The organism is Paenibacillus sp. J31R122, from assembly GCF_056269185.1.
Genome location: NZ_JBWDNM010000014.1, coordinates 45,469 through 69,649, shown reverse-complemented (window position 1 = coordinate 69,649; position 24,181 = coordinate 45,469). Strand labels below are relative to the sequence as shown.

The following is a 24,181-nucleotide window of genomic DNA, read 5'->3' as shown; positions in this document are numbered from 1 at the left end:
TACCCGGATTTATATTCTTTCTCGTGTTTTACTATTTCCCTATGTATGGAGTAGTTATTTCTTTACAGGAATACGACGTGTTTAAAGGGATTTTTCATAGCAGGTTTGTGGGCTTTGATAATTTTCGAACCCTGTTCAATATGCCTGACTTTACTAATGCCCTCAAAAATACGATTATCATTAGTTTACTGAAATTGCTCATTATTTTTCCGCTTACGATTATCTTTGCACTGTTAATCAATGAGATCAACAAGAGTTGGTTCAGGAAGTTCATACAAACGACCTCCTATCTTCCTTACTTCGTATCCTGGGTTATCGCAACTGGGATTTGGTATAAGTTGCTCTCGATTGACGGCGGAGTGGTCAATGATTTGTTGATGTACCTTCATATTATCAAGGAACCCTTTTATTTTGTTGCTGATCAGAATGCATTTTATCCGCTTATTATATTTACCGAAGCTTGGAAAGGGATGGGTTTCAGTGCAATTATATTCAATGCAGCCTTGACGGGGATCGATATGCAATTATACGAAGCGGCAAGGGTAGATGGGGCAAGCAGGTTCAGGCAGATCTGGCACATCTCGCTGCCCGGCATCAAAAATACGATTGTATTAATGTTTATACTCAGTGCCTCAGGATTGTTGAGAGCCGGTCAGGATCAAATGTGGACGATGTCAAATGTCATGGTTCAGAATAAGGCTGAGATTTTAGATACACTTGTCCTTAGATACTTGAAGGATATGGGGATTATGGGATATTCGATTGGAACGGCTATGGGGATCTTTCAAGCGGTTATTGGTCTGGTTCTATTTATCACCTGTAATTACTTAGCGAAAGCCATGAAGAGTGATTCCCTTATTTAAGTGAGGAGGTGCGACAATGAGAACAAAGAAGATTGACCTATTTACTATAAGTAACAGTTTTCTAATGCTGCTATTTGCATTCGCTTGTATATACCCTTTCTACTATGTATTTATTATTTCTCTTAATGATCCTTTGGATGCGCAGCGAGGAGGCATCTATCTGTGGATTCGATCCTTCTCGATGGAAAATTATAAAGCAATCTTCAAAACGTCCGAACTGCTAGAAGCATTTCAAATTACTATTTTCAGAGTAGTATTGGGCTCCATACTGCATTTATTCCTTACTTCGATGTTTGCATTCGCATTGACCAAAAAGCATTTTGTATTCAGAAAATTTCTGAATTGGTGGATGCTGATCCCCATGTATTTCACAGGTGGAATCATACCTACCTATGTCGTGATGGACATGCTTGGACTGGTCAACAATGTTATGGTCTACGTTCTGCCTCATCTGTTAGCAACCTTCCATATTCTCATTATGCGAACCTATCTGAATGAATTACCGCCCGCGCTGGAAGAGTCGGCCGTCATTGATGGAGCAGGTGATGTAGCGGTGTTCTGGAAAATCATCGTTCCATTAAGTGCTCCGGTACTCGCTACGATTGCTTTATTCATTGGTGTATTTCATTGGAACGATTGGTTTACAGGGTTTACTTATATGACAAGTGAAAATCTCTGGAGCACTCAGAATGTGCTGTTGAAAATCATTCAAACGAATGAAGCCTCAAATATTGCCTATATTTCGAAAATGAATTCAGGATTAAAGGCAACCGTTACTGCCGAGTCAGTAAAAATGGCCATGCTGGTCATCACAACAGTTCCGGTTATTGTTGTCTATCCGTTTCTTCAGAAGTATTTTGTCAAGGGTATGATGCTCGGTTCAGTCAAAGGTTAGCATTACAAATTGATATGAGTACCACATGGTATTTATATATAATAAGATCAAAAGGGAGAGGTTAACATGAAAAATACAAAGAAGATTGTTGCTCCGATAGTCGTGCTTTTGTTGTTGATTTCAAGTGTGCTTGCCGGTTGCGCCAAATCAAACAACACGGTCAATGAAGCGACGCCCACGGCATCATCGGCCGAACAGCAGGCAACAGGTACAACTGAACCAGTGAAGGAAGCGCTCCCGTCAGAGCTTATCGTTTCCTCGTTCAACTGGGGATGGCCAACCGTAGACGAGGCTCAGGACAGAATCGGGCCCGAGCTTGAGAAAGCGCTGGGGTTTAAAGTTAAGCTGAATGTACTAAAGGCAGGAAGCTCCGATGAAGCTGACAAGAAGCTTCAGCTATGGGCGGCTACGAAAGCAGCAGATATGCCAGACATCTTAATGACTACAAGCTCGACCCTTGCAGCGCAAACGATAGATTCTCTCGGGCGAAACGGAATATTGCTCGAGTGGAATGACATTCTGGATCGCATGCCGACTTACAAGGACCAGGTTAACCACCTTCTACCAATAAGCACGGATGTAGAGACCGGCAAGCTGTTCCGCGCGCCTCAGAACTTCGAATCACCGAAGGGGATCAAGCCGGCTACCGCACCTTTAATTCGGAAGGATTGGCTTGATCAGCTTGGCTTGCCTCTGCCCAAGACAACGGATGAATTGCGTGATACATTGATAGCTTTCCGAGATAACATTAAGCTGCCAGACGGTCAAAAGGTTATTCCTTCGGTTGATTTCGGTGAAATGTTCTGGACCGATAAGTATATGTTCGATAATCCGGAATACTCTTATGCAGGCTCCGGCAATATAACGGTTGGTTTGAACGATTGGTTCACAGATAAGAACGACGGTAAAGTCAAAAGGCATGATATGGAGTTCTCAGACAATGTGTACGAATTTTTGGCATATTACAACTCTCTTTACAAAGAAGGCTTGCTTGACAAGGAAAGCTTGACGATGAAGTATGGACAATACCAAGAGAAGATATCCAGCGGAAGAGTGGGGTTATTCGGAACGTGGGGAACTCACGTTATGACGGTCAATGATACGTTGGTAACTATTGACCCTAAAGCTCTATTTGTCGGTACTACTGTATTCAACACCAAGACGAATCCAACATTTAAAATTAACAATAAAGCCATGTTAGGGGTTAACTCTTACTGGATCATCAAGAAAAGCATTAGTGAAGAACAGTTGAACGCTTTCATTAAGTATATGGAATACACGATGGGGGAAGAAGGCTGGAAACTGACTACTTACGGTCAGGAAGGAAAAGATTGGGAGTATGATGCCGACAACAAAATTGTCGAGACACAGGAAGCAGTAGATAAATTCAAAGGGAATCTTGGAGTCAAAATTCCTGAAGGAATCTGGTATTACAGCCCAACTCCAAACTATGATCTTAAAGTGAAATACGATGCTCCAACTGCATATGACAAAAGGCCCGATGTTGTAGAAACATTGAAAAATATGGGTTTCAAACAAGGGGATGTAGCCTATACCTATATTACAGACAAAGCACCTTATGTGCTTCCTGGCCCTATTGAAGTTAAAAAGGGTGCAGGTTATGTGACGAGGTGGAAAGACATGGTGGTGTCAGGGGTGCTGGCCAAATCCGATGATGAAATCAAGCAGATCATAGCGAAATGGCAGGAGACAGAAAGAAAGTTGGGATATGACGAGATTTCAGAGGAAAGAACGAACAATTTAAAGACAGTCCCTGATCTGGATGTGAAGTAATTAGTGATCTAGATGCAGAGCTCCTGTTGTGATGATTACTTGCTAACGCTGCAAACTTTAAGGTTTAGCGCAGTTCTTAGTTGGGTCTAACTTCTGGAGCTCTGCTTTTATTTATTCATTCATACTAAAAAAGATAGCTTCGAAGAAGTGGATGTTTATATTGCTGCGGATTCGGGAAGAGTGTTGCACACGGTAATTGATAATGATGACGAGCGTGATGCAACGGCTTCAGCTGTAACGCCAAACCCTCCGGCTGCCGGCGGTTCACAAAATGCGATTACAAAAGAGCAGGCAGGAAAGCTGGCTTTGACAGCAGTTAAAGGCGAAGTGCTGAATGTAAAAAGTGATTGGGATGACGGAATCCAGCAATATGAAGTGAAGATCAAGACAAGCGAGGGGACTGCCGAAGTTGACATACCTGCAGTAAATGGGAATATTCTTTCAATCGATTATGACGATTATGACGACGATCATGATGATGATGACTACCATAATGATGACTATGATGATAACGACAACGATTAAACGTATACCGGAATTAATGTTGTCTAACTTTTAGTTGAAGTCCGGCTAGTTCTCCATGGGAGGCTGGCCGACTTTTCATTTTCCGAAATAAAGCATACTTTTCCCGAACTAAAGCAAAGCTTTTAAAACTCAATAACTCCATAATGAAGTTGTTAGCTTTTAGCACATATTTTGAGGAGGTAAGGGGAAAATGTCCGTAAATGGTACATTGACAGGAGAGCAGCTAGCGGGATATCGTGAGAATGGATACGCATTACATCGGAAACCATTGTTCGGTCCGGAGAAGATGCAAAAATTAACCGATATTTTTGAGGAACAGTGGGTAGCGGTTGGCAGAAAGCTGAACAGCGAGCTGGATACTCCTCATTTTCGCGATGAGCGTTTGCTTGAGTTTTTGCTATCCGATGAGGTTCTCGACTTAGTAGAGCCGATTATCGGTCCCAATATCGGATTGTGGTCGAGCCATTTCATCTGCAAAGAACCATTGGTGGGCAAACAGACGCCATGGCATGAAGATTCCGCCTATTGGAAGGGCAGACTATCCCGTTTTGATAAAATCGTAACCGTATGGCTAGCAATTGACCCTAGCAACAAGGAAAATGGTTGTATGAGGGTCATACCGGGAACTCATCGTAACGGCTTCTCGGAATATGAGAGTGTGGACGAGGGTCAGAACATCTTTTCTACAGAAATTAAACAAATCGACGAATCGAAAGCCGTATATTTTGAGCTGGAGCCTGGAGAATGCTCTTTGCACGATTCTCGAATTATTCATGGGGCACCGCCGAACAAAAGCCCTCACCGCCGCTGCGGATATACGATGAGATATTTCTCTACGGAGGCACAGGTCATTCCTGAGAAAAATCCAGGGTTCAAGGTTTGGCTTGCCCGTGGCAAGGATATCGCAGGAAGCCAGTTTGTAAACGGATAAAACATTGCTTGCATAAGTTTGGTTAATAAATTGAAATGACAGGGAGGCGTATCGATGACGATTCGTGATATACCCGAAAGGCTGTTAAACGATCAGTATATGGATGCGTTGACCACTTTTCGTATTTATCAGCATACCCTTGACGTAACGATCGATACTCACTGGCATCAGTTTTTCGAACTGGGACTTGTTGTGTCGGGATCCGGTACGCATATCTTAAACGGAACCCCGGTCCGCTTGGAGCTGGGCCACACGTTTCTACTGACACCGGCAGACTTCCATCAAATTATACCCGACTGCGGTCAGACGCTTAGATTATACAATCTAATTTTCACTGAAAGAATGATATCGGAAGAGCTTTTGGAACAATTATTCGAGCGCAAGAAGGAATATGTCTGTCTCTATGAAAAGGAAGATTATGTAGAGGCCGAGCGGGAATATGAGCGTATTCTGAAAGAATCAACGGGATGGCGCGAGCATAGCGGAATAATCGTAAAAGGCTGCATCGAACGGTTACTCGTCGATTTGTCCAGGAGCTGTCCGCTCGTGGAAAAATCGACCTTGGAGGAAGCAGGGGTACCGGTTCATCCGTCCATTCGCAAGGCGCTTCTTTATTTACAGCACCATTTCCGCGATCCTCTCCTCCTAGGGGAGGTCGCTCGGTTAGCAGGATTATCCGCTAACTATTTCAGTGAATGCTTCAGCAAGCAGACGGGATTCACCTTTCAGGCTTATGTGCGCGACATGAGGCTCCGCTTCGCCAAATCGCTAATCAGCGCTACTACGCTGCCGATAACGGAAATATGCTTTGCGGCCGGCTTTAATACGTTACCCTATTTCGAACGGGCTTTCAAAACACGTTACGGAGTTTCGCCGAGAAGTCTGCGTTCAACTCCAACGGATATCATCATGGAATAAGAGGCTCCTCTTGAGTTCAATAGAACTTGCGGGAAGCCTTTTTTCTATCTTTTATTGTATTAAATATCGACAAATCAGCCATTTCATGTATTATGTTTTATAGAAAGCGCTCGTTCGACAGAGAAGCTATGAGGTTCGAAGGAAGCTTTGATTTTTAGAAGAAGTTACAGAAGAGCTAACGAAAGGATGAGCGGTATTGCGTGAGTCGGAAGTATTCCCTGAGTATGCGTCAACTCTTTTGCCACAAGTCATCGAGAAAGCAAGGAACCTACAGAACGAGGAAACAGTAGACTTGATTTTCATCACAGATCTTCATCATGAGGTGGGCGGCAACATGCTGCAAACAACAGCCGTTGTTCGAAAACTATCAGAAGCTATACCTCTAGATTGCATTGTATCTGGCGGAGATATGAGCATGAACGGCGTTAAAGCCGATGTCTTACGATCGCAAAGAGAAATCATGAGTGAACTTGCATTAGCTAAATGCACTCTTCTTCCTATATTTGGTAACCATGACGATAATACGATACATGATTTTTACAACCATCCGAATAGTGTAGACAATGTTATTTTTCCTGGGGAAGCATATGAGGATTTTTTCAGTGGGTTAAATGAAATCGTTTCCTTCGACAAGGAAAAAGCATATGGCTTGTATTACTATTATGAAATCCCAGCGAAGAAAACCAGGATCATCATCTTGAATTGCATAGACATTCCTTACGAGCAGACAGAAAACGGGAATCTTAAATACAATGGTCAATGGCAATACGCTTTTTCGGACAAACAGCTTAATTGGGTCGCTCATACTGCGCTTGATTTTAGTGAGAAGCCGGACAAGGAGAATTGGAATGTCGTCTTCTTCTCGCATATAGCGATCCTGCAAGAAGGCGTATATGGAGCAGATAACGATATTGCAAACGGAGAAGTAATGTGGGAGCTTATTAAAGCTTACAATGCCGGTACGTCGTACTGTTCGACGCCAACTTCTGGCGACTTTGCTTCCTTTGTTGATGTTGACTACACGGAGCAAGGCCGTGGGAATGTCGCAGCTTGTTTCTTCGGTCATGTTCATTTTGACCAGGTGATTCGTAGAGATGGGATTAATCTGATCTCCACGCTCAACGCCTATACCAATCAAGATTTCGAAGATGCTCCGGAAAGAATCAAAGGAACAGAATCAGAAACCGCATTTGATATTGTAAGCATCGATTATAGCAAAGGGAAATTATATTTGACGAGGTTTGGAGCGGGGCATGACAGAGTGGTGGAACTGTAATCAGGTACTTGCTGCTTTTTTTTACATAAGAGATAACATTGCCAGGACACGCTGTTTTATGATACATTGAGACTAATTATTTTTGAAGGGGGTGAGGTAGGTGAATCACGAAATGGCCAACAACCGTATTAGCCAGCTGCCGATTGCTATGGCTGGCATTGTTCATACATTTTCCGCTAACGGGATCAGTCTGTCCAATTATAACAATACGATTGTACCATTCGCGAGAAGATGCCTACCTTAACCACAACGGATAGTTTTACATCCTAAGGGTCGCAGGCTTGTTGCTGCGGCTCTTTTTGTGCATGTAAGTTAGGGTCTTCATCTAACAGGAGGCTCTTAAAATGATAATAGTTAATGTTCAAAATATAAAGAAATACCATGCAGCAAACCTAGTTCTGGACGGAGTAACACTTCAGCTTAAGGATGATGAGAAGGTTGGATTGATCGGTCGCAATGGAAGTGGGAAATCGACCCTACTCCGATTAATTTCGGGACTTGAACAGGTAGACGAAGGTATGCTGACGATCAAGAAGGATTTGCAAATTGGTTATTTACCGCAAATTCCTGCTGAATTCGAGGAACTAAATGTGTATGAGGTGTTGTCCTATGGTTATCGGACACTCATGGTCACGAAGCAGGAAATGTCTGTCTTGGAACAGCAGATGTCGAGCTCCGAGGCGGCTGCAAATCCAGATATGCTGGAGCGGCTGCTCAAGTCATATGCGTTAGTTCAAGATCGCTTCGAGCAAGGCGGCGGCTATGAGATGGATACGGCTATTGATCAAGTAGCGAGTGGCTTGCAAATTGAACAAAGCAGTTATGAGCGAAATTTCGGAAGCTTGTCCGGCGGGGAGAAGACACGGATTGTTCTAGCCTCCCAGCTGGTTGTCCGTCCGGCTTTGCTTTTACTGGATGAGCCGACAAACCACTTGGATCTTAAGGGTATAGAGTGGCTGGAGCAGTTTCTTCAGCGATATGAAGGCGCATGTGTCATCGTTTCGCATGACCGTTATTTTCTTGATACCGTCGGCACGAAAATGATCGAACTGGAGGACGGAGAGGCATTTACGTATCACACCAACTACAGCGGGTATATGAAGGAGAAGGAAGAGCTTCTCTTACAGCAGTTCGTGCAGTTTCAAGAGCAGCAAAAAACGATAAAAAAAATGAAAGAAACAATTCGTCAATTGGAGGAATGGGGACGCATTGGTGGAAACGAGAAATTTTTCAAACGAGCAGCCTCCATTCGAAAAGCTTTGGAGAAGATGGAGGCGGTAAAACGTCCTGTCATGGAGCGGAGATCGGCAGATTTCGAGCTCAATCCACTTGATCGCTCAGGTCGTAAGGTCATCACTTTCGAAGGCGTGACGAAAAAATTCGGAGAAAAAATGGTTTTGAATAGAGCAGAGGGCAACCTGCTGTATGGCGAGAAGGTTGTACTACTCGGGGATAACGGATCGGGGAAAACAACACTTTTCAAGCTGCTTCAAGGCATGATTGCTCCGGATGAAGGTGTGGTGGAGCAAGGATCGCGTGTGGAAATCGGTTATTTGGCTCAGCAGGAGCCGGTGCAGGATAACAAGCTGACAGTACTGGAATTTTTTAAAGCGGAAGGGAAGCTAGAGGAAGGCGAAGCGCGAAATGTCCTGGCAAAATATTTATTCTATGGAGCTGACGTGTTCAAGCCGCTGCAAATGCTCTCGGGCGGTGAATGGTCCCGTCTGAGGCTAGCCTTACTTGTTATGCGAAAGCCAAATCTTCTTTTGTTAGATGAGCCGACGAATCACCTGGATATGGCTTCACGCGAAGCTTTAGAGGAGGCGCTGGAGGATTTTCCGGGAACGATACTTGCGATATCTCATGATCGATATTTTATAAATCGTCTGGCAAAATGCGTGTGGGAGCTGAAGCAAGGGAGGATTTCCACATATCTGGGCAATTATGATGATTTTAAGGAGAAGTACGAAGACCGAGCGTCTGAAGAAATGATGCCGATAAGCGGTGCATCTCGTAAGGCTGATCAACAGCAACCGGATGAAAAGAAGGTTGAAAGCGGCAGTCCAACACGCTCCAACGAGCGTAGACTTGAGAAGCTGGAGCTTGAGATTGCTGCGCTTGAAGAAAAGCTAGCTATTTCGGATGAAGAGCTGCAGCGCTTAGATCATATTGGCGATGCCTCCCAGCTTGAATCGAGGTGGCGTGAAAGGGAAGGCATGCAGTCACAGCTTGATGTGCTAATGGAATTATGGCTGGAGCTGTCGAAAGACTTGTATTAATCTCAGATATATGTATAATTTAAAATAATTGAATATCTAAAATGTTTTCTAGGGTTCCGCGACTAATAGGTTGGCCTGGTCCGAGAGAAAACTCACAGCTATGCTGTGTCACGGAGGGATAAAAGCCTGGGAGAAACTGTTTGTATAACAGTTATCTCTTGGGCTTTATTTTTTTATTTTGGTAATAATAAAATCGGAGGTGTTTTTTATATGAATACAAATTGGATTAAAGTATTTGTTGCCGCTTTTTTTGAAGTGTTTTGGGTTATTGGCTTAAAACATGCAAATGACTTTTGGTCTTGGACAGGAACAGTTATTTCTATTATTATCAGCTTCTATTTAATGATAATGGCAGGACGAAAACTTCCCGTAGGGACTGTATATGCGGTTTTTGTAGGATTAGGTACAGCAGGGACTGTCTTTTCGGAAATTATATTTTTTGGCGAGCCATTTAAAGTGGGCAAAATCGTTTTGATTCTAATCTTATTAGCAGGTGTAATTGGCTTGAAGTTAGTTACAAAAGACAAGGTTCAGGAAGGAGCTGAGTCCTAATGGCGTGGATATCCTTAGTATTAGCAGGGCTATTTGAAATGTTTGGTGTCGCAATGATAAATAAATTGCATAAGGACCGTAATTGGCAAGCCTTTGCTCTGTTAATTGCCGGATTCGGTGCAAGTTTTCTATTCCTTGCTTACGCAATGAAAACACTGCCTATGGGGACAACGTACGCAATTTGGACAGGAATTGGCGCCTCTGGTGGTGCGATATTAGGCATGTATTTATATGGTGAGTCAAAAGACTGGAGAAGAGTTGTTTTTATAGCTATGGTTTTAGGTGCAGCAGTTGGATTAAAACTTATCTCGTAAAAGAGAAGACGAGCTCCCTTAGGGAACTCGTCTTTCGTAGTAGTATAACATTCTCTTACTTATCTTCTTACATATTCTCGCGGTAAGTAATGTTCTGCGCTGCTTTCTCTTCCCTGACAGCATGTCGGATGATATCCTTCACTTCCTGAACATCTTTCACATCATCAAGTATTAATACGGGATTGGTCTTGTCTAATGATAGAATTGTTATGGATCCAACACCCAATAGACGATCAGGTAGAGACTGGCTGACTGAAATATCCTTCACTCCGATAAGCTCGATCTCGTCCGTCTTTTTACCGATAAGACCAGAGCGGATAATTATTCGCTGATTCGTAACCTTATAGGACGTCGAGTTCACATGAGCTGCTTCTTTAATACGATCGGATAGACCGCTTGGCTTACCTTCCCATAGAACAACCTCTTCATGAGTTGAACGTACTGCTGGCGACGATGCGGCAGCGGCAGATTCATTCCCACTCTTCGTTGCATCTATTTTCAAGCCGCAGTTTCCACAAAAGTTCATTCCCTCTTGATGAGCAACTCCACAATTTGTACAAAATGCCATTTAACGGACCTCCTCTAGATAACGATAATTCGGTGATTTTATGATCGGTATTGGACATTATTTTACTTTATATTCGCCATTTAGCCAATGGTTTTAATCTTTGGACATATACTTTTCAAGCTCAGCTTTTTTTACTGTTAAAAGCTTGACTAGATCTGCTTGTGAACGATCGATTCTCGTAACTTCTTCGTTCAATTTATTAATTTGAGTTAACTTGCTGCTTAAATCGCTTGGCGAGCTGCTCACTTTAATATTTTTTTGCAGCTGTTTGATTTTAGAAAGTGCTTTCTCTTTCTTTTTCTTGTCATCGATACTTTTCTTTTGAGCATCAGCTATTTCTCTGTTTAAACGCGTAATGATGGATGTAGTAAAGCTAATAGACATTTGAACACCTCTTAATCGGATGGGGTAGCATTGACCCATTCTACTATAATTGCTTGGTTTATGCGAACGAAGACTTTTTGTTAATGAGATAGTGAGTGAAATATTGGTAATTTTAGTTTTTATTGAAGAAGTAGGATGTTACGATGCGGCATGCTATAATAAGTTACCAATACGCTTGAATGAATCAAGGAAGGGCTCCCGTTGCGGAGCCCTTTTCTATATATAAGCACATTTATAAGTTTACACTTATAAATGTGCTTATATATCTCCGCGAAACATACGCTTTTGCCGCAGAGAACGACGACAGCCGTTTACGCTTGTTGGATTAACGGATTGTATACATAAGGAGGCGATAGTTGTGGCCAAAGGACCGAAGAGACCAACAAGAGATGAATTTGAGTTAGAAGAACTTGGCGAGAGGCTGGTCGAAGCGAAACAGGAAGGCAGTGAGCTGCTTCTGACGATCTGGGCAGCAGAGGAGAAGGTAAGAGGAGTTATTACAGAGCTGGATTCACGAACGAAGAAGGTTCATGTTGAATATAAGGGAAGTGTTACAAAAATACCATTTCTAGACATTATGAAGGTTGACAGACCTCTTTAGGTTAGCTGGTTTATATACAGAATACTGCATAGTGGTGTGGGCTGATCCGAAAAATGAGCAGTAGCACATATTTTCATTTCGCCTATACGCTTTTGTTCCTCCTACATAGGATACTGTACCTTAAGAAAAAGGAGATGAACAAATGAGCTATGGAGTAGCAGGAGTAGGCGCAGGAAACTGCGGTCCTTCTTATCCGGTTGCAGGCGCAAGCTGTGGTCCCGCAGTTGGCGGAGCATTTACAAGTCTAGGTATTATTTTGGTTCTTTTCATTCTGCTTGTAATTATATCCCGTTCGATTTGTTGGTAGTCGACGGAGCTTACTTGTAAATCAGCATTCATGCGTATCCACTAACTGAAAATTGATAAAACCTCCAGATGCCTGAGCTCTGGAGGTTTTGCACATTTACGATATAATAAATGGACTACTATTTATAAAATAAAATGTACAAGCAGGAGAATCCATGACGAACATTAGAGAACGAGGTATACCTATACATCTGCTGTCAGGCTTTCTAGGCAGCGGGAAGACAACACTGTTGACAAGAATGCTTGATTACTACAAAGCGCAAGGATTGAAGCCGGCAGTTATTATGAACGAGATCGGCGACATTAATTTGGACGGGCAGCTTGTTGGTGAAGAGGTGCCTATGGCAGAAATGCTGAGTGGTTGTATCTGCTGCACGATGCGCGGAGATCTGGGGATGGAGATTAATAATCTCATTGTAGAGCATAAGCCTGATGTCATTTTTATCGAGTCCACGGGTGCGGCAAATCCAATGGAAACGTTAGAAGGTGTAACGGAAGCGGCGATGTATAAATCCATTGATCTACGCTCCGTAATAACGGTAGTGGATGGACCAGAGTTGCTGGAGCGAAGCCGCAATGGCAAAGGACGTACCTTTAAGCTGATGCAGGAGCAAATTCGCTGCGGCACAATACTGCTTCTGAACAAGGCAGATAAACTGGATCCAGAGCAGCTCGTAGAAGCACAGCAACAGCTTCGGGAGTTGAATGAGCATGCAACGGTAATCGCGACGGTGCGCTGCGTCATCGACGACTGGAGCTGGCTAGATGGGGTGGGAAAGGCAGATCACCTTCCGAGCGATCATACAGAGCACAGTCATACGGCTTCTCATCACCATTCGCATGACCATGTTATGGTTGTTACCCACTATTTGAAGAAGGCTGTAAACAGCGAAGCTTTCGAGGCATTGCTGCAACGGCTGCCAAGCAATATTTACCGCGCGAAGGGGATCATAACCTTCGAGGATACAGCTAGCCGTTTTCTGTTTCAATATGCGTATAAGGAATCTGATTTTATTCGAATCGATCCACAGGGTCATGTGAATGATGTAGCTGTATTCATAGGGGAGCACTTCTCGAAGGAATGGCTGCTGCATGAGCTGGAGCTGCTGGAGAAAGCTGATGTTGTATAAGATGGAAGCCAATGGCAGTAGAATGTCGAAATTTGCTGCATCCATGTCTATTCGCGCATACGCATGGGCAAAATAATCCAGATGGGGTTATTTAAGCCTCGACATCACGATAGCGATAGAAGGGTGTGGAAGTTCATGATTAGAAAATGGTTTATCCCAGCTTTAGCGCTGGTTGTATTGTTCTCGGTAGCCCCGGTATGGGCGGCGAAATCTGTTGCTATGTTGCCTGATGATAAGCAGGATCAACAATTGAAGCAAGCAGATGGTGACGGCACACATGAGCATCAGCATCATAAGGGTCAAATGACACATAAGGATTTCGAAGCGTATCGTTTAAACAAGCTGAAGGAGCTGGCTGCTTATTTCGGTATTAGTACTGACGGTAAGTCCGCTGAGCAGCTGAAAAAGGAAGTTGAGGCCGCGAAAACGGCGAATAAGGATAAATGGGAAGCTTTTAAGGCAGAGCATCAAGCTAAGCGGCTTGAGCATTTGCGTAGGGTTGCCGAGAAGCATGGCATTAAGACGGAAGGTAAAACCTCCGAGCAATTGCGCGAGGATCTCTATAAGGTGCACGGAGGCAAAGGCAAGCGTCCGCAGCGTTTAGAGGATTCCAATCGACATGGGGAAGACAACGGCGGTAAGCAGCAGAAGGACAAGAAAAACCAAGTATAGACATATTATAATAGCAAGACCGTCCTAAGGTCATGACCAGGACGGTTTTTTTCGTAAGTTAAATGCATCAAAAGTAGTATTTTGTCGAATTAAATAGTTTTATTTACCTATTTTATGATTGTATTCAACTCAAAATGTCAAGTATACTAGAACAATATCATATAATGGAAAAAAACGTCGTTTTTCTGGTGTGTACATCTGCGAGGAGTGTTGATAGTGAAATGAGGAAGCTAAAGCTAAGCATTGCAAAGAAGTTAATAGGCTCACTTGGCCTGCTCATCATTCTATCATATGGCATCCTAGCATCAACTCAGTTAGTCAAACTCTACCATGCAAAACTGCGAGAAGTAGAGCTCTTCGTACAAACGCTGTCGATGGAATATAGCAACACTTTTTCGAAAGAGATGAATAACACGGTTGCTATGATCGATATGCTAGAGGCGACACTTGTTCAGATGAGAGAAGATAATATGCAGGATCGTGAGCAAGTAGTTGGCATACTGCAACGAGTGCTTAGTGACCATCCGGAGCTGTTAGGTGTATACACGTTATGGGAGCCCGACGCGTTTGACGGAAAAGACGCTTTATTCCGAAATAAAAATAGCTATAACGATGAGACCGGAAGGTTTATTCCCTATGTGGTACGTAAGAAAGGTACGATTCAAACGCTTGCGCTGGAGCATTATGAGGATGAGCGAGCAGGCAGCTATTATCAAATTCCAAAACGAACAAAAAAATTTTCATTAATCGAGCCCTATATTTATGAGCTGGACGGCAAGATGCTGCCAATGACATCTCTTGTGCTTCCGATATTGGATCAGCAGGGTAACTTTTTGGGCATAGTAGGGGCAGATATTTCGCTCGGCGCGGTACAGAAGCAGGTGGAGAAAGTGCAGCCCCTAGGCGGTTATACAAATATTATTACAAGCGGGAATAACTATTTGGCAAATGGGAGAAGTCCTAAGCTTGCGATGCAGCCTTATAAGGAGTTGGCCGATTCTGAACAGCTTGAAGTTATAAGGAGTGCTGAGCCAACTCTTCACTATACACGGGATACAGATGGGGCAGATGAGGTGTTGAGGCTTTTTTATCCAATAGCGATTAAAAATGAGCTGTGGCACATCGAAATGGTCATTCCGAAGAAAATGATGCTGACTGAGTTTTACGCAAGCTTAATGGAATCGCTTGTTATTATTGTCATGGCAATGATTATTCTGACGCTGATGATGGTGCTTCTCGTTAGGAAAATTATATTAAATAATATTTATAAGGTGGTCGACGCAACGTTTGAAATAGCAACAGGCAACATTGAGCAGAAGCTCAGCATTCAAACGAATGACGAGTTTGAGTATATGGCTGATCGTTTTAATGAAATGATCGATTACAGGAAGGAAGCGGAGCAGCTTATTGAATATCAGGCAACACATAATTTGCTGACTGGACTATCCAACCGAAATGCGTATCGTTGGTATATGGAAAATAGACTAAGCTCCGCTGAGCCGCTGGAGGGTCATATTGCCTTATTATTTATCAATTTGGATCGCTTTAAAAACATCAATGAAAAGCTTGATCTTACTTTAGGAGACGAGTTTTTGAAGCGGGTCGCGGAACGGATCGTGAGGATAGCAGGCTCTAAGAAGCAGGTATTTCAATTTGATGGCGACGAGTTTATAGTACTGCTCGAGAACGTCCGCCATGTAGATGACACTTTGACTTTGGCTGATAATATTTTGTCTGCTATCGCTGAGCCGATCAGTCTTAAGGAACGAGTTTTCTATAGTACGGCAAGCATTGGGATTAGTATTCAATATGAACGGACGTCAGTTACTGCTGAGCAGCTTGTGAAAGAATCTAATATTGCGGTTTACATAGCGAAGAAAGAACGTAATACCTATAAAATATACACGGCTGCGATGAATGATGTGCCGAAGAGGGAGCGCGAGCTTGAGGACAGCTTATTTGAAGCGCTTGAGCTGGGACAGTTTATTCTTCACTACCAGCCGAAGATTGATGTAGTTAGCGGCAAAATATTTGGAGTGGAAGCGCTGATCCGCTGGAAGCATCCAACCTTTGGCATGGTCTCTCCGCTTGATTTTATTCCGCTCGCTGAGAAGACCGGGTTTATTATTCCGTTAGGAGAGTGGGTACTATATACAGCTTGTAAGCAAATTCGCGAATGGGAGCGCATGGGACTGCCGCCGCTGTCAATGAGCGTGAATATGTCGATGATTCAATTTCAACAGAAGCAAATTGTACATACAATTAAGCAAATCGTCTCAAATGCTGGAGTTCGACCGCAGCAGATTGAATTGGAATTAACGGAATCCATCTTTATGGACAATCAGAAGCAAACGCTCAAAATTTTACATGAGCTTCAGCAAATGGGGTTTATGCTATCATTAGATGATTTTGGCACGGGGTACTCTTCTTTGAGCTATTTGCAAAATATCCCTCTGCATACATTGAAGCTGGATAAATCATTTATTAAGGATATTGTGACTGATTTCAAGAAGCAAATGTTTTTTAATCGGTCGTTGTTATTGCACACAACTTGTATTTAAAGGTAGTAACCGAAGGGGTTGAGACACAGGAGGAGCTTGATGTCATTTGTGAGCACAATTGCGATGCTGTTCAAGGCTATTTATATAGTCCTCCTGTGCCACCTGCACGACTTGTAGAGCTTATAATAGACAATAATAAATAGGATTATGAAGCCCGCTCCGGATTGGAGCGGGCTTTTGTCAATCCTGTATTCCGAACACCTGCAACAACTACATAGATGAAGACGCTGCTGCGGCTATAATGATAATAAAAATAATAGCATAAATACCGATTACGATAGCTGCCCATATTAAAGCGGCCTTAAAGTAATTTTTCTTCGTTGGATTTCCTTCGCCGAATGCCCATACGAACATCATAATAATGTTGACGATTGGGATAATCATAATGAGCGTAGTGAGCATCCATTCCTTAACAGAAATGACAGGTGCAACATTTTGATTCGGATTGTATCCGTAACCGGGTTGGCCGGATTGAAACGGGGGTTGTTGATAGTTCTCCAATTAATTCTCTCCTTTTGGGGTATGTATTTTATGGTTGTAACATAATGTTCACAAACTTATTATATAGAAATCAAAATTGTTTACAATCCCTAATTTGCTAAAAATCCCCTCTTTAATCAAAAATATTACATGGCTTGTCTACATTTATTCGTATTTTATAGTTTAATAGAATTATATTTTGTCGTTTTAATAGAAATTATGCTACATGAATTGCAGTCATAAATGTTCAAAAAGGCACTTGCGCTTGACGTTACGTCAAGTACTATACTGTGTTTAAAGGAGATGAGGGATTGCCTATGAATGACAATAAAGAAATGATCTATCCCATAGGTGCCTTCGCTAAGATGACGGCAGTTACAGAGCGGACATTACGTTACTATGACCGCAAAGGCTTGCTTAAGCCATCCAGTCGTAATGAGCAAGGGCACCGCTACTACACAGATAAAGATTTGATGCAGCTTCAGAAAATACTGACTTTAAAATATTTGGACTTCTCGCTAGATGATATCGCTGCTTATTTGCAAAATCCGGAGGAGGATCTGCAGCAATCATTAGCAGCTCAATATGAAATGCTGCAGCGAAAGCAGCAGCAGCTGGAGCGAGTTCTCGAAACGATCACACGTATGCAAAAAATTGTTGAAGGGGCTGGCAAGGTGGATAGCAATCTGATACTTGTGTTCATTCATAACATTCAACATGAAGAGCATCAGAAGCAGTACCTTGCAAAGCAGATGCCGACCTCGCTTGTAGATGCCATATTTATGGAAGGGATGTCCGCGGAGAAGCGGTTGGAAATGGAACGGCAATTGAATGTCATAGTTGTTCAATTAAAGGAGCATTACAAGCTAGGAAGACAGCCTTTGGATACGGACGTATTGGAGAGCGGGAAACAATTGCTCGACTTCCTTGAAGTGTTGATTGGTCCCATTCTAAAAGAACTTAATGAGCAGGAACTGGCTCAATTGGAAATACTTGAAAGCCCCTCCACACCCTTTGACCCTGTCTTGTTCCCTAATGCTTTCACTAAGGAAGAGGAAGCTTTCCTCACTGAAATGTTCGAACATTTGGAAGGTTTAAAAAAAGCATCCGAGGAGGCAAATTGCGATGAGCAACAAGAGTAAAGTACAGCAGCCAGCAGCATTTAGTCATGCTAGTTCATTTTTTAAACTTATAGCCAAGCATAAGCCGTCGACCTATATTATTGCTGGTGCTGTCGTTCTTGGAATTGGCGAGGTGCTGCTCTCCTTGCTTATCCCGTTGTTGACCATGAATATGGTGGATGAATTGTCCCAGTCCAGCTTGCAGGCAGCGACGATAATCGTGCTGGGTTCAGTCTTTCTGCTGCAGACCGCTATGTCTGGCTTTTCTGTATATACGATGTCTTATGTTGGACAATATGTGATAGGCGGATTGCGTCGTGAGCTATGGGAACGGGTGTTAAAGCTGCCTGTTCCGTTCTTCGACCGCAACCATTCCGGTGAAACGATGAGCCGTGTCACTAATGATACGAATGTCATCAAGGACTTTATTATTGGTCATGTTATTTCGTTTATTGGCGGTATTATTTCGATAATTGGCGGAGTGGTGCTATTAATAACGATTGATTGGAAAATGACACTGCTCATGCTTGTTGCAGTACCGGCAGCGCTGCTTGTTTTATGGCCTCTTGGGTCGAGGATGTTCAAGGTATCGAAGTCGATGCAGGATGAAACGGCTTTATTTCAAGGAGATCTTGGCAGGGTGCTTTCGGATATTCGTCTCGTTAAAGCCTCGCTCGCTGAACCCGTTGAACAAAAACAAGGAGAGCTGCGAATTTCTAAGCTGCTGCGATACGGACTTCAGGAAGCGAAGATTGTTTCTATTGTATCTCCCTTAATGATGAGTATTATGCTGCTCATTCTTGTTGTACTGATCGGTTACGGCGGTGTGAAGGTAGCGCAAGGCTCATTAACAGGCGGTGAGCTTGTCGCCATCATCTTATATATGTTCCAAATCGTCATGCCATTTACGCAGATGGCTTCATTTTTTACACAATTTCAGAAAGCGATGGGCGCGTCGGAGCGGATTCAAGAGCTGCTTAGTGAGCCGCAGGAGCTAGAGGGGCAGGATATTAACGAGCAGGATAAAGTACTGCATAGGTATGATCCGAAGCAGGAAAGTGAATCGCTTGCGGTTAACAATAGAACTGGTATGAAGAAATCCCTTGTATTTAATGAAGTAAGCTTTGGTTATACAGAGGATCGGCCGCTGCTTCATTCGGTCTCATTCCAGGCAGCACCTGGACAAATGACCGCATTTGTAGGGCCGAGCGGAACGGGCAAGACGACGCTCTTCTCGTTGATTGAACGTTTCTACCATCCTGGCGCAGGTGAAATTTTATATGGAGATCAATCGATTGCCAGTTTGTCATTAAAGGAATGGCGCAGTAATATCGCTTATGTTTCTCAGGATAGCCCCATGATGGCAGGAACGATCCGTCATAATTTAACCTATGGATTGGACAGCTGGGATGAGAATAGTATGAAACAAGCGGTGGATCAGGCAAACTTAACAGCATTCGTTGAATCATTGCCGGATGGCTATGAAACTGAAGTTGGTGAAAGAGGTGTAAAGCTCTCTGGTGGACAGCGTCAGCGGCTTGCGATTGCAAGGGCTATATTGCGCAATCCGGATATTTTATTATTGGATGAAGCAACGGCACATTTGGATAGCGATTCGGAACATCATGTTCAGGAAGCGCTCCAAGGGTTAATGGAAGCTAGAACAACGCTAGTTATTGCTCATAGGCTGTCGACAATACGCAGCGCGGATAAGATTATCGTTTTGGAGAAAGGCGAAGTATCTGGTCAGGGCACACATGCGGAGCTTCTTGAAAACCACATCTTATACAGCAAACTCGTTCAGCAGCAGTTTAGTATTGATAATTAAAGACATCTCGTGATGAAATACGATATTCTCCATTAAGTATTCCGAGAATCACTAAACCGCCGCAACCTTTTTGAAAAACCGCCGTCTATCTCTTTGTATCATTTTTTCTATAAAATGGATATAGGCGGTGTGTGATGGAACCTACTCAACGGGATGCTCACGTGAGCAAGAGTTACCTTCTTTTTAAGCTGCTTCTTATTGCAGCAATTTCTTTCGGAGGATTGTCAATGACAGTCACTGAGACAGCCAAAGCGGAGGATGCGCTTGCAGCCATGAAGATTACTGACAGCAAGCAAGCTATTGAACGTGCGAAACAATTGAATCTCTTGCCACAAACGAAAGCTGTCATTACGGCGACCAAGGAAACAAAGCCGGTTGAAGCATGGACCGTTAGCTACAGTGTGGGCAAGAATAATGAAAAAGAGACCATTAAAGAAAGCGGCGCTATTCTATTAGATGCAGCTTCAGGTGAGCTTTTACGCTTCTATGAGAATGTAAATGTTAATAATACAAGTTGCCCCGACCCATGCGAAGTCATTGGTTCAGAAGAAGCTTTATCGGAGGCTTATTCAGAGGCGATTATAACGGCAACCGACTTCTTAGAAAATCATAGTTGGAAAATAAAAGTAGACACCGAATGGAAACGTAACGATTATCCCGGCTCAGAATATTATCATTATAGAAATTACGGATATTCTCCTGTAATCGTATTTAATCGAACACATAATGGCACACGCTACGCAAATGACGTGATATCGTTTGTAATAAACCCATGGGATGGGACAATAAGCAGCTACTATTTTAGCTGGTCAAAAACTAACTTTGTTATGCCTAAGGACATCATAAGTTCGGCTGAAGCAGGCCGCATTTTGTTTGCTGCAATCGAACCGACTCTCCTTGAATCCATAGATCTTCGTGATCCAGAGAAATCTAAGCTTATTTATTCGACTAATGGCGGTTATACATTGAATGCACAGGGTAAATTCTCCGGTGGGCAAGAGCTGCAAACTCCAGCTCCTCCTGCAAACACAAAAGCTAAATATCCTATTAAATATGCTAAGCATCGACTCCTATCCTTATACGAGCTAGAGCTTATTTATTCGGACACCGAGCCCGGCAAGGCTGAACCATTCTATCACTTGAATATCAAAGCAGGAGTTCCTTTATATTATTATGAACCGCACCCATACATTGATGCGAACGATGGAAGCTGGATCAATTTTCTTCACGACCCACTTCCCGTCAAGCTTCCAGCCGCAAGCGACTGGTTAATTGATTTGGCGGCTCCTCCTAAAGAAATAAATTATAAAGCAGCTGTCGTCTGGGACAATGAGCTCGTTGAATTAGAGAATGCCCCTATTATTAGTAATGGAACGACACTCGTCCCATTTCGAGAACTCTTGAAAAAGCTTGGTGCAACTATCGGCTACGATCATGCGAAGCGGAAAGTTACAGCTAGCAAAGGCGATGTCACCATAGAGCTAACCGTTGATTCGAAAACCGCGTATATCAATGGCAAAGCAAATACCCTCATTGAGCCTGCCCGCATAACCAAAGGCAGAACCTATATACCAGCGCGGGTTATACTTGAAGCTTTCGGGGCAAAAGTAGATTGGAACTCCGAATCAAGGCTTGTCATTATAAGGACGGATTCTACGTTGCCGAAGCTAACAGAGCTACAACTAGACCGGTTTCGGCTGCATGCTCAAATGCAATGGGAAGAGAAACATTGGAAATAGTTGAACTTTGTACTCCTAGTAATTCCTCTGCTAATTAGAAAGAAATCAGTCATCAGCTTCAAATGGTGTCAAAGTGGGTATAGTAACTTATGGTTAAAATACCGAGAGGAGCGTGCTTTACATGACACAAATTAAAAAGGTAGCTTTTCTGCTGGCTGATGGCTTTGAAGATTCCGAAATGAAGAACCCCTATGATGAAATGGTGAAAAACGGACATGATGCCGTTATTATTGGTCTGAAAGGCCATGAGGAATTAAAGGGTAAGAATGGGTCAATTAATTATACGACGCATTTGGCTATCGATGAGGCGAATGCGGAGGATTATGCAGCGGTTATTATTCCTGGGGGGAAATCTCCTTCACAATTAATGAATAACGCTGATGTGCAAGCTTTTGTACAGAAAGCTGATCAAGAAGGAATTACGATCTCAGCTATATGCCATGGTCCTCAAATTTTGGAAGCTGCTGGACTGCTCAAGGGTCGTACGTTAACGGCATATCCAGCACTTGCTGTTGATATTCAAGCAGCAGGCGGACATTTTGTAGATAAGGAAGTCGTTGTTGATCTTAATTTGGTAACGTCTCGGACACCTGAGGATGAGCCAGCCTTTATACGAGAAACGTTGGTTAAGCTCGGCGTAAACGCTTGGTAATAAAGGATTTGAATATAACCCCTCATTTATCGGTTCGATGAATGAGGGGTTTAATAGGTGAAGTATCCTAACGGTAGGCTGTGAAAGGAATGTCCAATCGATTCGCGCTTTCCCCTAACGAAAAAGTGGATTTATCAAGTATGAACCCAGCAGATACTACGAGGACGTGCTTATTACTAGAGTACATAGGACAGTGTCCGATAAAGAGGCGAAGCAGAGATTCAAGCATATTAATCATTTCGAATCGTTGCTCACGGATAATCATGTGAAGATCGTCAAGATTTTTCTACATATATCTAAGGAGTTTCAGCTTGAGAAGCTTAAAAGCCGTATAGAGGATCCGAGTAAAAACTGGAAGTTCGATCCTTCTGACTTAGAGAAACGCAAGTCTTGGAAGCTGTATCAGAGCTACTATGAGAAGTTATTTAAAAATTGCAGCACTCATGCTCCATGGTATGTCGTACCGTCCGATCATAGATGGTATCGCAATTATGCGGTTCTCAGTATTGCCGTTAAAGCACTGAGAAGCATGCATTTGAAGGAACCGGAGGCTAATTTAGAGCTGAAGCCATTTTTGGATGTCATAAATAACCTTTAATGAACTAAATTATAGCTGGACATATATTTTAGGTTTGGTAATATTGATCTTAAGGCCTCTGACTCAGAGGCCTATATTTATTAGGAGGAGAATAGCATGAACAAGACCATTGGTTGTCTTTACAGAGTTAGTATTGTTCGTATAGGGGGAGAGGTCTACTATGAACCGTAGTATTGATGCTTCTGCACTAAAAGAGCAATTGGTGCAGCAGATAGTCCTATTAGACGACGAGAAGAGTCGGTTTCTCGACACCTATTTTACTAGACAAGAAAAAGAGCGTTCAGAAATGGACCACTTTCTTTCAACGTATACAAAGTATATTGAGAAGCTGCTCAACGCAACAGACGACGAGCTTCACGCTACTGTACTTATTGGTAGTAGTATTACAGTCAATTATTTAGAGCACCAATTTATAGATACTCTTACTATTGTACTGCCTAATGATGCTGACCCGGATGAGAATCTGATCTCCTTTCTGTCACCGGTTGGGAAACAGATGCTGATGGCATCTAAGGATGTGGTTATATCGGTAAATACCCCTTCGGGGGCGATGCAGGTGCGAATAGAGGAAATTCAACATACTGTGACTTAAGAGAGTTAAATAATAATAAATCCAAGACTAGTCCTTATCATTATGACAGGGGCTAGTTTTTTGTGCTTATTCATGTTTAGAACATGTCCAGTGGTCTAATAATCTACAATGTTTTTAAAAGCAGTGACAGACTTGAAGACAGTCCATATTCAGGATTCCCGGCGATTATCGTTCCAGCGGGATTCAAAGCAAAAGGCTTACCTGTAGGAATCGAATTCCTAGATCACTCTTTCGAGGAAGCAACACTTATCAAGCTTAGCTATGCTTATGAGCAAGGAACGTACAACCGTAAATCGCCTGTTTTAACACAGTAATAGCTGAGTGATTATGCTGAAGAGGCTGTCTAAAGTCAAATGACTTTTGGACAGTCTTTTTTATTGGTTAAGGTAGGAATACTTATCTACATAACCTAATACGCAATATATGTACATACGATAATCTTACGAAAATAAAGGATTAAACACTCTAGCATGAGGGTTATAAAATGTGATTTTGATTGGAGGTTCGTTCTTGCTTTTTCTATCAAATGATCAATATGTGAATAGTTGCAACCATGAGGAGTTGATAAAAAAATTACAATTTATGTGATTCCTCTTTAAAGG

24 protein-coding genes, 2 pseudogenes and 1 riboswitch are annotated in these 24,181 nt (G+C 42.7%); of the genes and pseudogenes, 23 read left to right on the top strand and 3 right to left on the bottom strand.

What is annotated here, in order from left to right:
• Positions 1-77: 77 nt before the first annotated feature.
• The 11 genes from AC0YN7_RS21835 (at position 78) to AC0YN7_RS21785 (ending at position 10,347) form a co-directional block, all read left to right on the top strand.
• Positions 78-863, top strand: a complete 786-nt coding sequence (locus AC0YN7_RS21835) for an ABC transporter permease subunit (RefSeq protein WP_475812148.1) — start codon at positions 78-80, stop codon at positions 861-863.
• Between the two features lie 16 nt (positions 864-879).
• On the top strand, positions 880-1,758 hold the full coding sequence (locus AC0YN7_RS21830) for a carbohydrate ABC transporter permease (protein WP_475812147.1): 879 nt from the start codon (positions 880-882) through the stop codon (positions 1,756-1,758).
• Positions 1,759-1,824: 66 nt separating this feature from the next.
• Complete coding sequence (locus tag AC0YN7_RS21825) at positions 1,825-3,552, top strand: type 2 periplasmic-binding domain-containing protein (RefSeq protein WP_475812146.1); 1,728 nt, start codon at positions 1,825-1,827, stop codon at positions 3,550-3,552.
• A gap of 147 nt (positions 3,553-3,699) precedes the next feature.
• Positions 3,700-4,077 (top strand): PepSY domain-containing protein, encoded by a 378-nt coding sequence (locus AC0YN7_RS21820; RefSeq protein ID WP_475812145.1) that lies wholly within the window; start codon positions 3,700-3,702, stop codon positions 4,075-4,077.
• Positions 4,078-4,267: 190 nt separating this feature from the next.
• Positions 4,268-5,008 (top strand): phytanoyl-CoA dioxygenase family protein, encoded by a 741-nt coding sequence (locus AC0YN7_RS21815; protein ID WP_475812144.1) that lies wholly within the window; start codon positions 4,268-4,270, stop codon positions 5,006-5,008.
• Between the two features lie 54 nt (positions 5,009-5,062).
• The gene (locus tag AC0YN7_RS21810) at positions 5,063-5,926 is read left to right on the top strand and encodes an AraC family transcriptional regulator (RefSeq protein WP_475812143.1); all 864 of its coding nucleotides are present in this window, start codon (positions 5,063-5,065) and stop codon (positions 5,924-5,926) included.
• Positions 5,927-6,122: 196 nt separating this feature from the next.
• Positions 6,123-7,202 carry a metallophosphoesterase family protein gene (locus tag AC0YN7_RS21805; RefSeq protein WP_475812142.1) on the top strand — a complete coding sequence of 360 codons (1,080 nt, stop codon included), beginning with the start codon at positions 6,123-6,125 and terminating at the stop codon, positions 7,200-7,202.
• Positions 7,203-7,302: 100 nt separating this feature from the next.
• Complete coding sequence (locus AC0YN7_RS21800; RefSeq protein WP_475812141.1) at positions 7,303-7,446, top strand: RAxF-45 family protein; 144 nt, start codon at positions 7,303-7,305, stop codon at positions 7,444-7,446.
• Positions 7,447-7,546: 100 nt separating this feature from the next.
• Complete coding sequence (abc-f, locus tag AC0YN7_RS21795) at positions 7,547-9,481, top strand: ribosomal protection-like ABC-F family protein (protein ID WP_475812140.1); 1,935 nt, start codon at positions 7,547-7,549, stop codon at positions 9,479-9,481.
• Positions 9,482-9,518: 37 nt separating this feature from the next.
• Positions 9,519-9,616, top strand: a riboswitch (guanidine-I (ykkC/yxkD leader).
• A 75-nt stretch (positions 9,617-9,691) separates the two neighbouring features.
• Positions 9,692-10,033: a DMT family transporter gene (locus AC0YN7_RS21790; RefSeq protein ID WP_475812139.1), complete on the top strand. Its 342-nt coding sequence runs from the start codon at positions 9,692-9,694 to the stop codon at positions 10,031-10,033.
• A complete protein-coding gene (locus tag AC0YN7_RS21785) occupies positions 10,033-10,347 on the top strand; it encodes a DMT family transporter (protein WP_475812138.1) in 315 nt (104 codons plus the stop codon). The genes AC0YN7_RS21790 and AC0YN7_RS21785 overlap by 1 nt, the downstream gene beginning before the upstream one ends.
• A gap of 67 nt (positions 10,348-10,414) precedes the next feature.
• Here the strand turns inward: AC0YN7_RS21785 and AC0YN7_RS21780 are convergent, their stop codons facing one another.
• Positions 10,415-10,915, bottom strand: a complete 501-nt coding sequence (locus AC0YN7_RS21780; protein ID WP_475812137.1) for a PH domain-containing protein — start codon at positions 10,913-10,915, stop codon at positions 10,415-10,417.
• 93 nt (positions 10,916-11,008) lie between these two features.
• Entirely contained in the window at positions 11,009-11,299 is a 291-nt protein-coding gene (locus tag AC0YN7_RS21775; RefSeq protein ID WP_475812136.1) for a hypothetical protein, read from the bottom strand.
• Positions 11,300-11,651: 352 nt separating this feature from the next.
• On the opposite strand from AC0YN7_RS21775, the gene AC0YN7_RS21770 reads away from it, so the two are divergent.
• The 5 genes and pseudogenes from AC0YN7_RS21770 to AC0YN7_RS21750 all read left to right on the top strand — a co-directional run bounded on the left by AC0YN7_RS21770 (position 11,652) and on the right by AC0YN7_RS21750 (position 16,712).
• Entirely contained in the window at positions 11,652-11,900 is a 249-nt protein-coding gene (locus AC0YN7_RS21770; protein WP_475812276.1) for a YolD-like family protein, read from the top strand.
• 142 nt (positions 11,901-12,042) lie between these two features.
• Positions 12,043-12,207, top strand: a complete 165-nt coding sequence (locus AC0YN7_RS21765; protein WP_475812135.1) for a hypothetical protein — start codon at positions 12,043-12,045, stop codon at positions 12,205-12,207.
• A 154-nt stretch (positions 12,208-12,361) separates the two neighbouring features.
• Positions 12,362-13,336, top strand: coding sequence for a CobW family GTP-binding protein (locus tag AC0YN7_RS21760; RefSeq protein WP_475812134.1), 975 nt, complete (start codon positions 12,362-12,364; stop codon positions 13,334-13,336).
• Positions 13,337-13,471: 135 nt separating this feature from the next.
• A complete protein-coding gene (locus AC0YN7_RS21755) occupies positions 13,472-14,008 on the top strand; it encodes a hypothetical protein (protein ID WP_475812133.1) in 537 nt (178 codons plus the stop codon).
• Positions 14,009-14,142: 134 nt separating this feature from the next.
• Positions 14,143-16,712 (top strand): annotated as a pseudogene (locus AC0YN7_RS21750) (bifunctional diguanylate cyclase/phosphodiesterase).
• Between the two features lie 67 nt (positions 16,713-16,779).
• On the opposite strand, the gene AC0YN7_RS21745 reads toward AC0YN7_RS21750, so the two are convergent.
• Positions 16,780-17,070, bottom strand: coding sequence for a hypothetical protein (locus AC0YN7_RS21745; protein ID WP_475812132.1), 291 nt, complete (start codon positions 17,068-17,070; stop codon positions 16,780-16,782).
• 296 nt (positions 17,071-17,366) lie between these two features.
• On the opposite strand from AC0YN7_RS21745, the gene AC0YN7_RS21740 reads away from it, so the two are divergent.
• The 7 genes and pseudogenes from AC0YN7_RS21740 to AC0YN7_RS21710 form a co-directional block, all read left to right on the top strand.
• Positions 17,367-18,191: a MerR family transcriptional regulator gene (locus AC0YN7_RS21740; protein WP_475812131.1), complete on the top strand. Its 825-nt coding sequence runs from the start codon at positions 17,367-17,369 to the stop codon at positions 18,189-18,191.
• Positions 18,175-19,998 (top strand): ABC transporter ATP-binding protein, encoded by a 1,824-nt coding sequence (locus tag AC0YN7_RS21735; RefSeq protein WP_475812130.1) that lies wholly within the window; start codon positions 18,175-18,177, stop codon positions 19,996-19,998. The genes AC0YN7_RS21740 and AC0YN7_RS21735 overlap by 17 nt, the downstream gene beginning before the upstream one ends.
• Before the next feature lie 227 nt (positions 19,999-20,225).
• Positions 20,226-21,737: a copper amine oxidase N-terminal domain-containing protein gene (locus tag AC0YN7_RS21730; protein ID WP_475812129.1), complete on the top strand. Its 1,512-nt coding sequence runs from the start codon at positions 20,226-20,228 to the stop codon at positions 21,735-21,737.
• 130 nt (positions 21,738-21,867) lie between these two features.
• A complete protein-coding gene (locus AC0YN7_RS21725) occupies positions 21,868-22,389 on the top strand; it encodes a type 1 glutamine amidotransferase domain-containing protein (RefSeq protein WP_475812275.1) in 522 nt (173 codons plus the stop codon).
• Positions 22,390-22,555: 166 nt separating this feature from the next.
• Positions 22,556-22,987, top strand: coding sequence for a polyphosphate kinase 2 family protein (locus AC0YN7_RS21720; protein ID WP_475812128.1), 432 nt, complete (start codon positions 22,556-22,558; stop codon positions 22,985-22,987).
• A gap of 160 nt (positions 22,988-23,147) precedes the next feature.
• Positions 23,148-23,579, top strand: coding sequence for a GreA/GreB family elongation factor (locus AC0YN7_RS21715; protein WP_475812127.1), 432 nt, complete (start codon positions 23,148-23,150; stop codon positions 23,577-23,579).
• Between the two features lie 140 nt (positions 23,580-23,719).
• Positions 23,720-23,893 (top strand): annotated as a pseudogene (locus tag AC0YN7_RS21710) (amidase family protein); the annotation flags it as partial.
• Positions 23,894-24,181 lie beyond the last annotated feature (288 nt).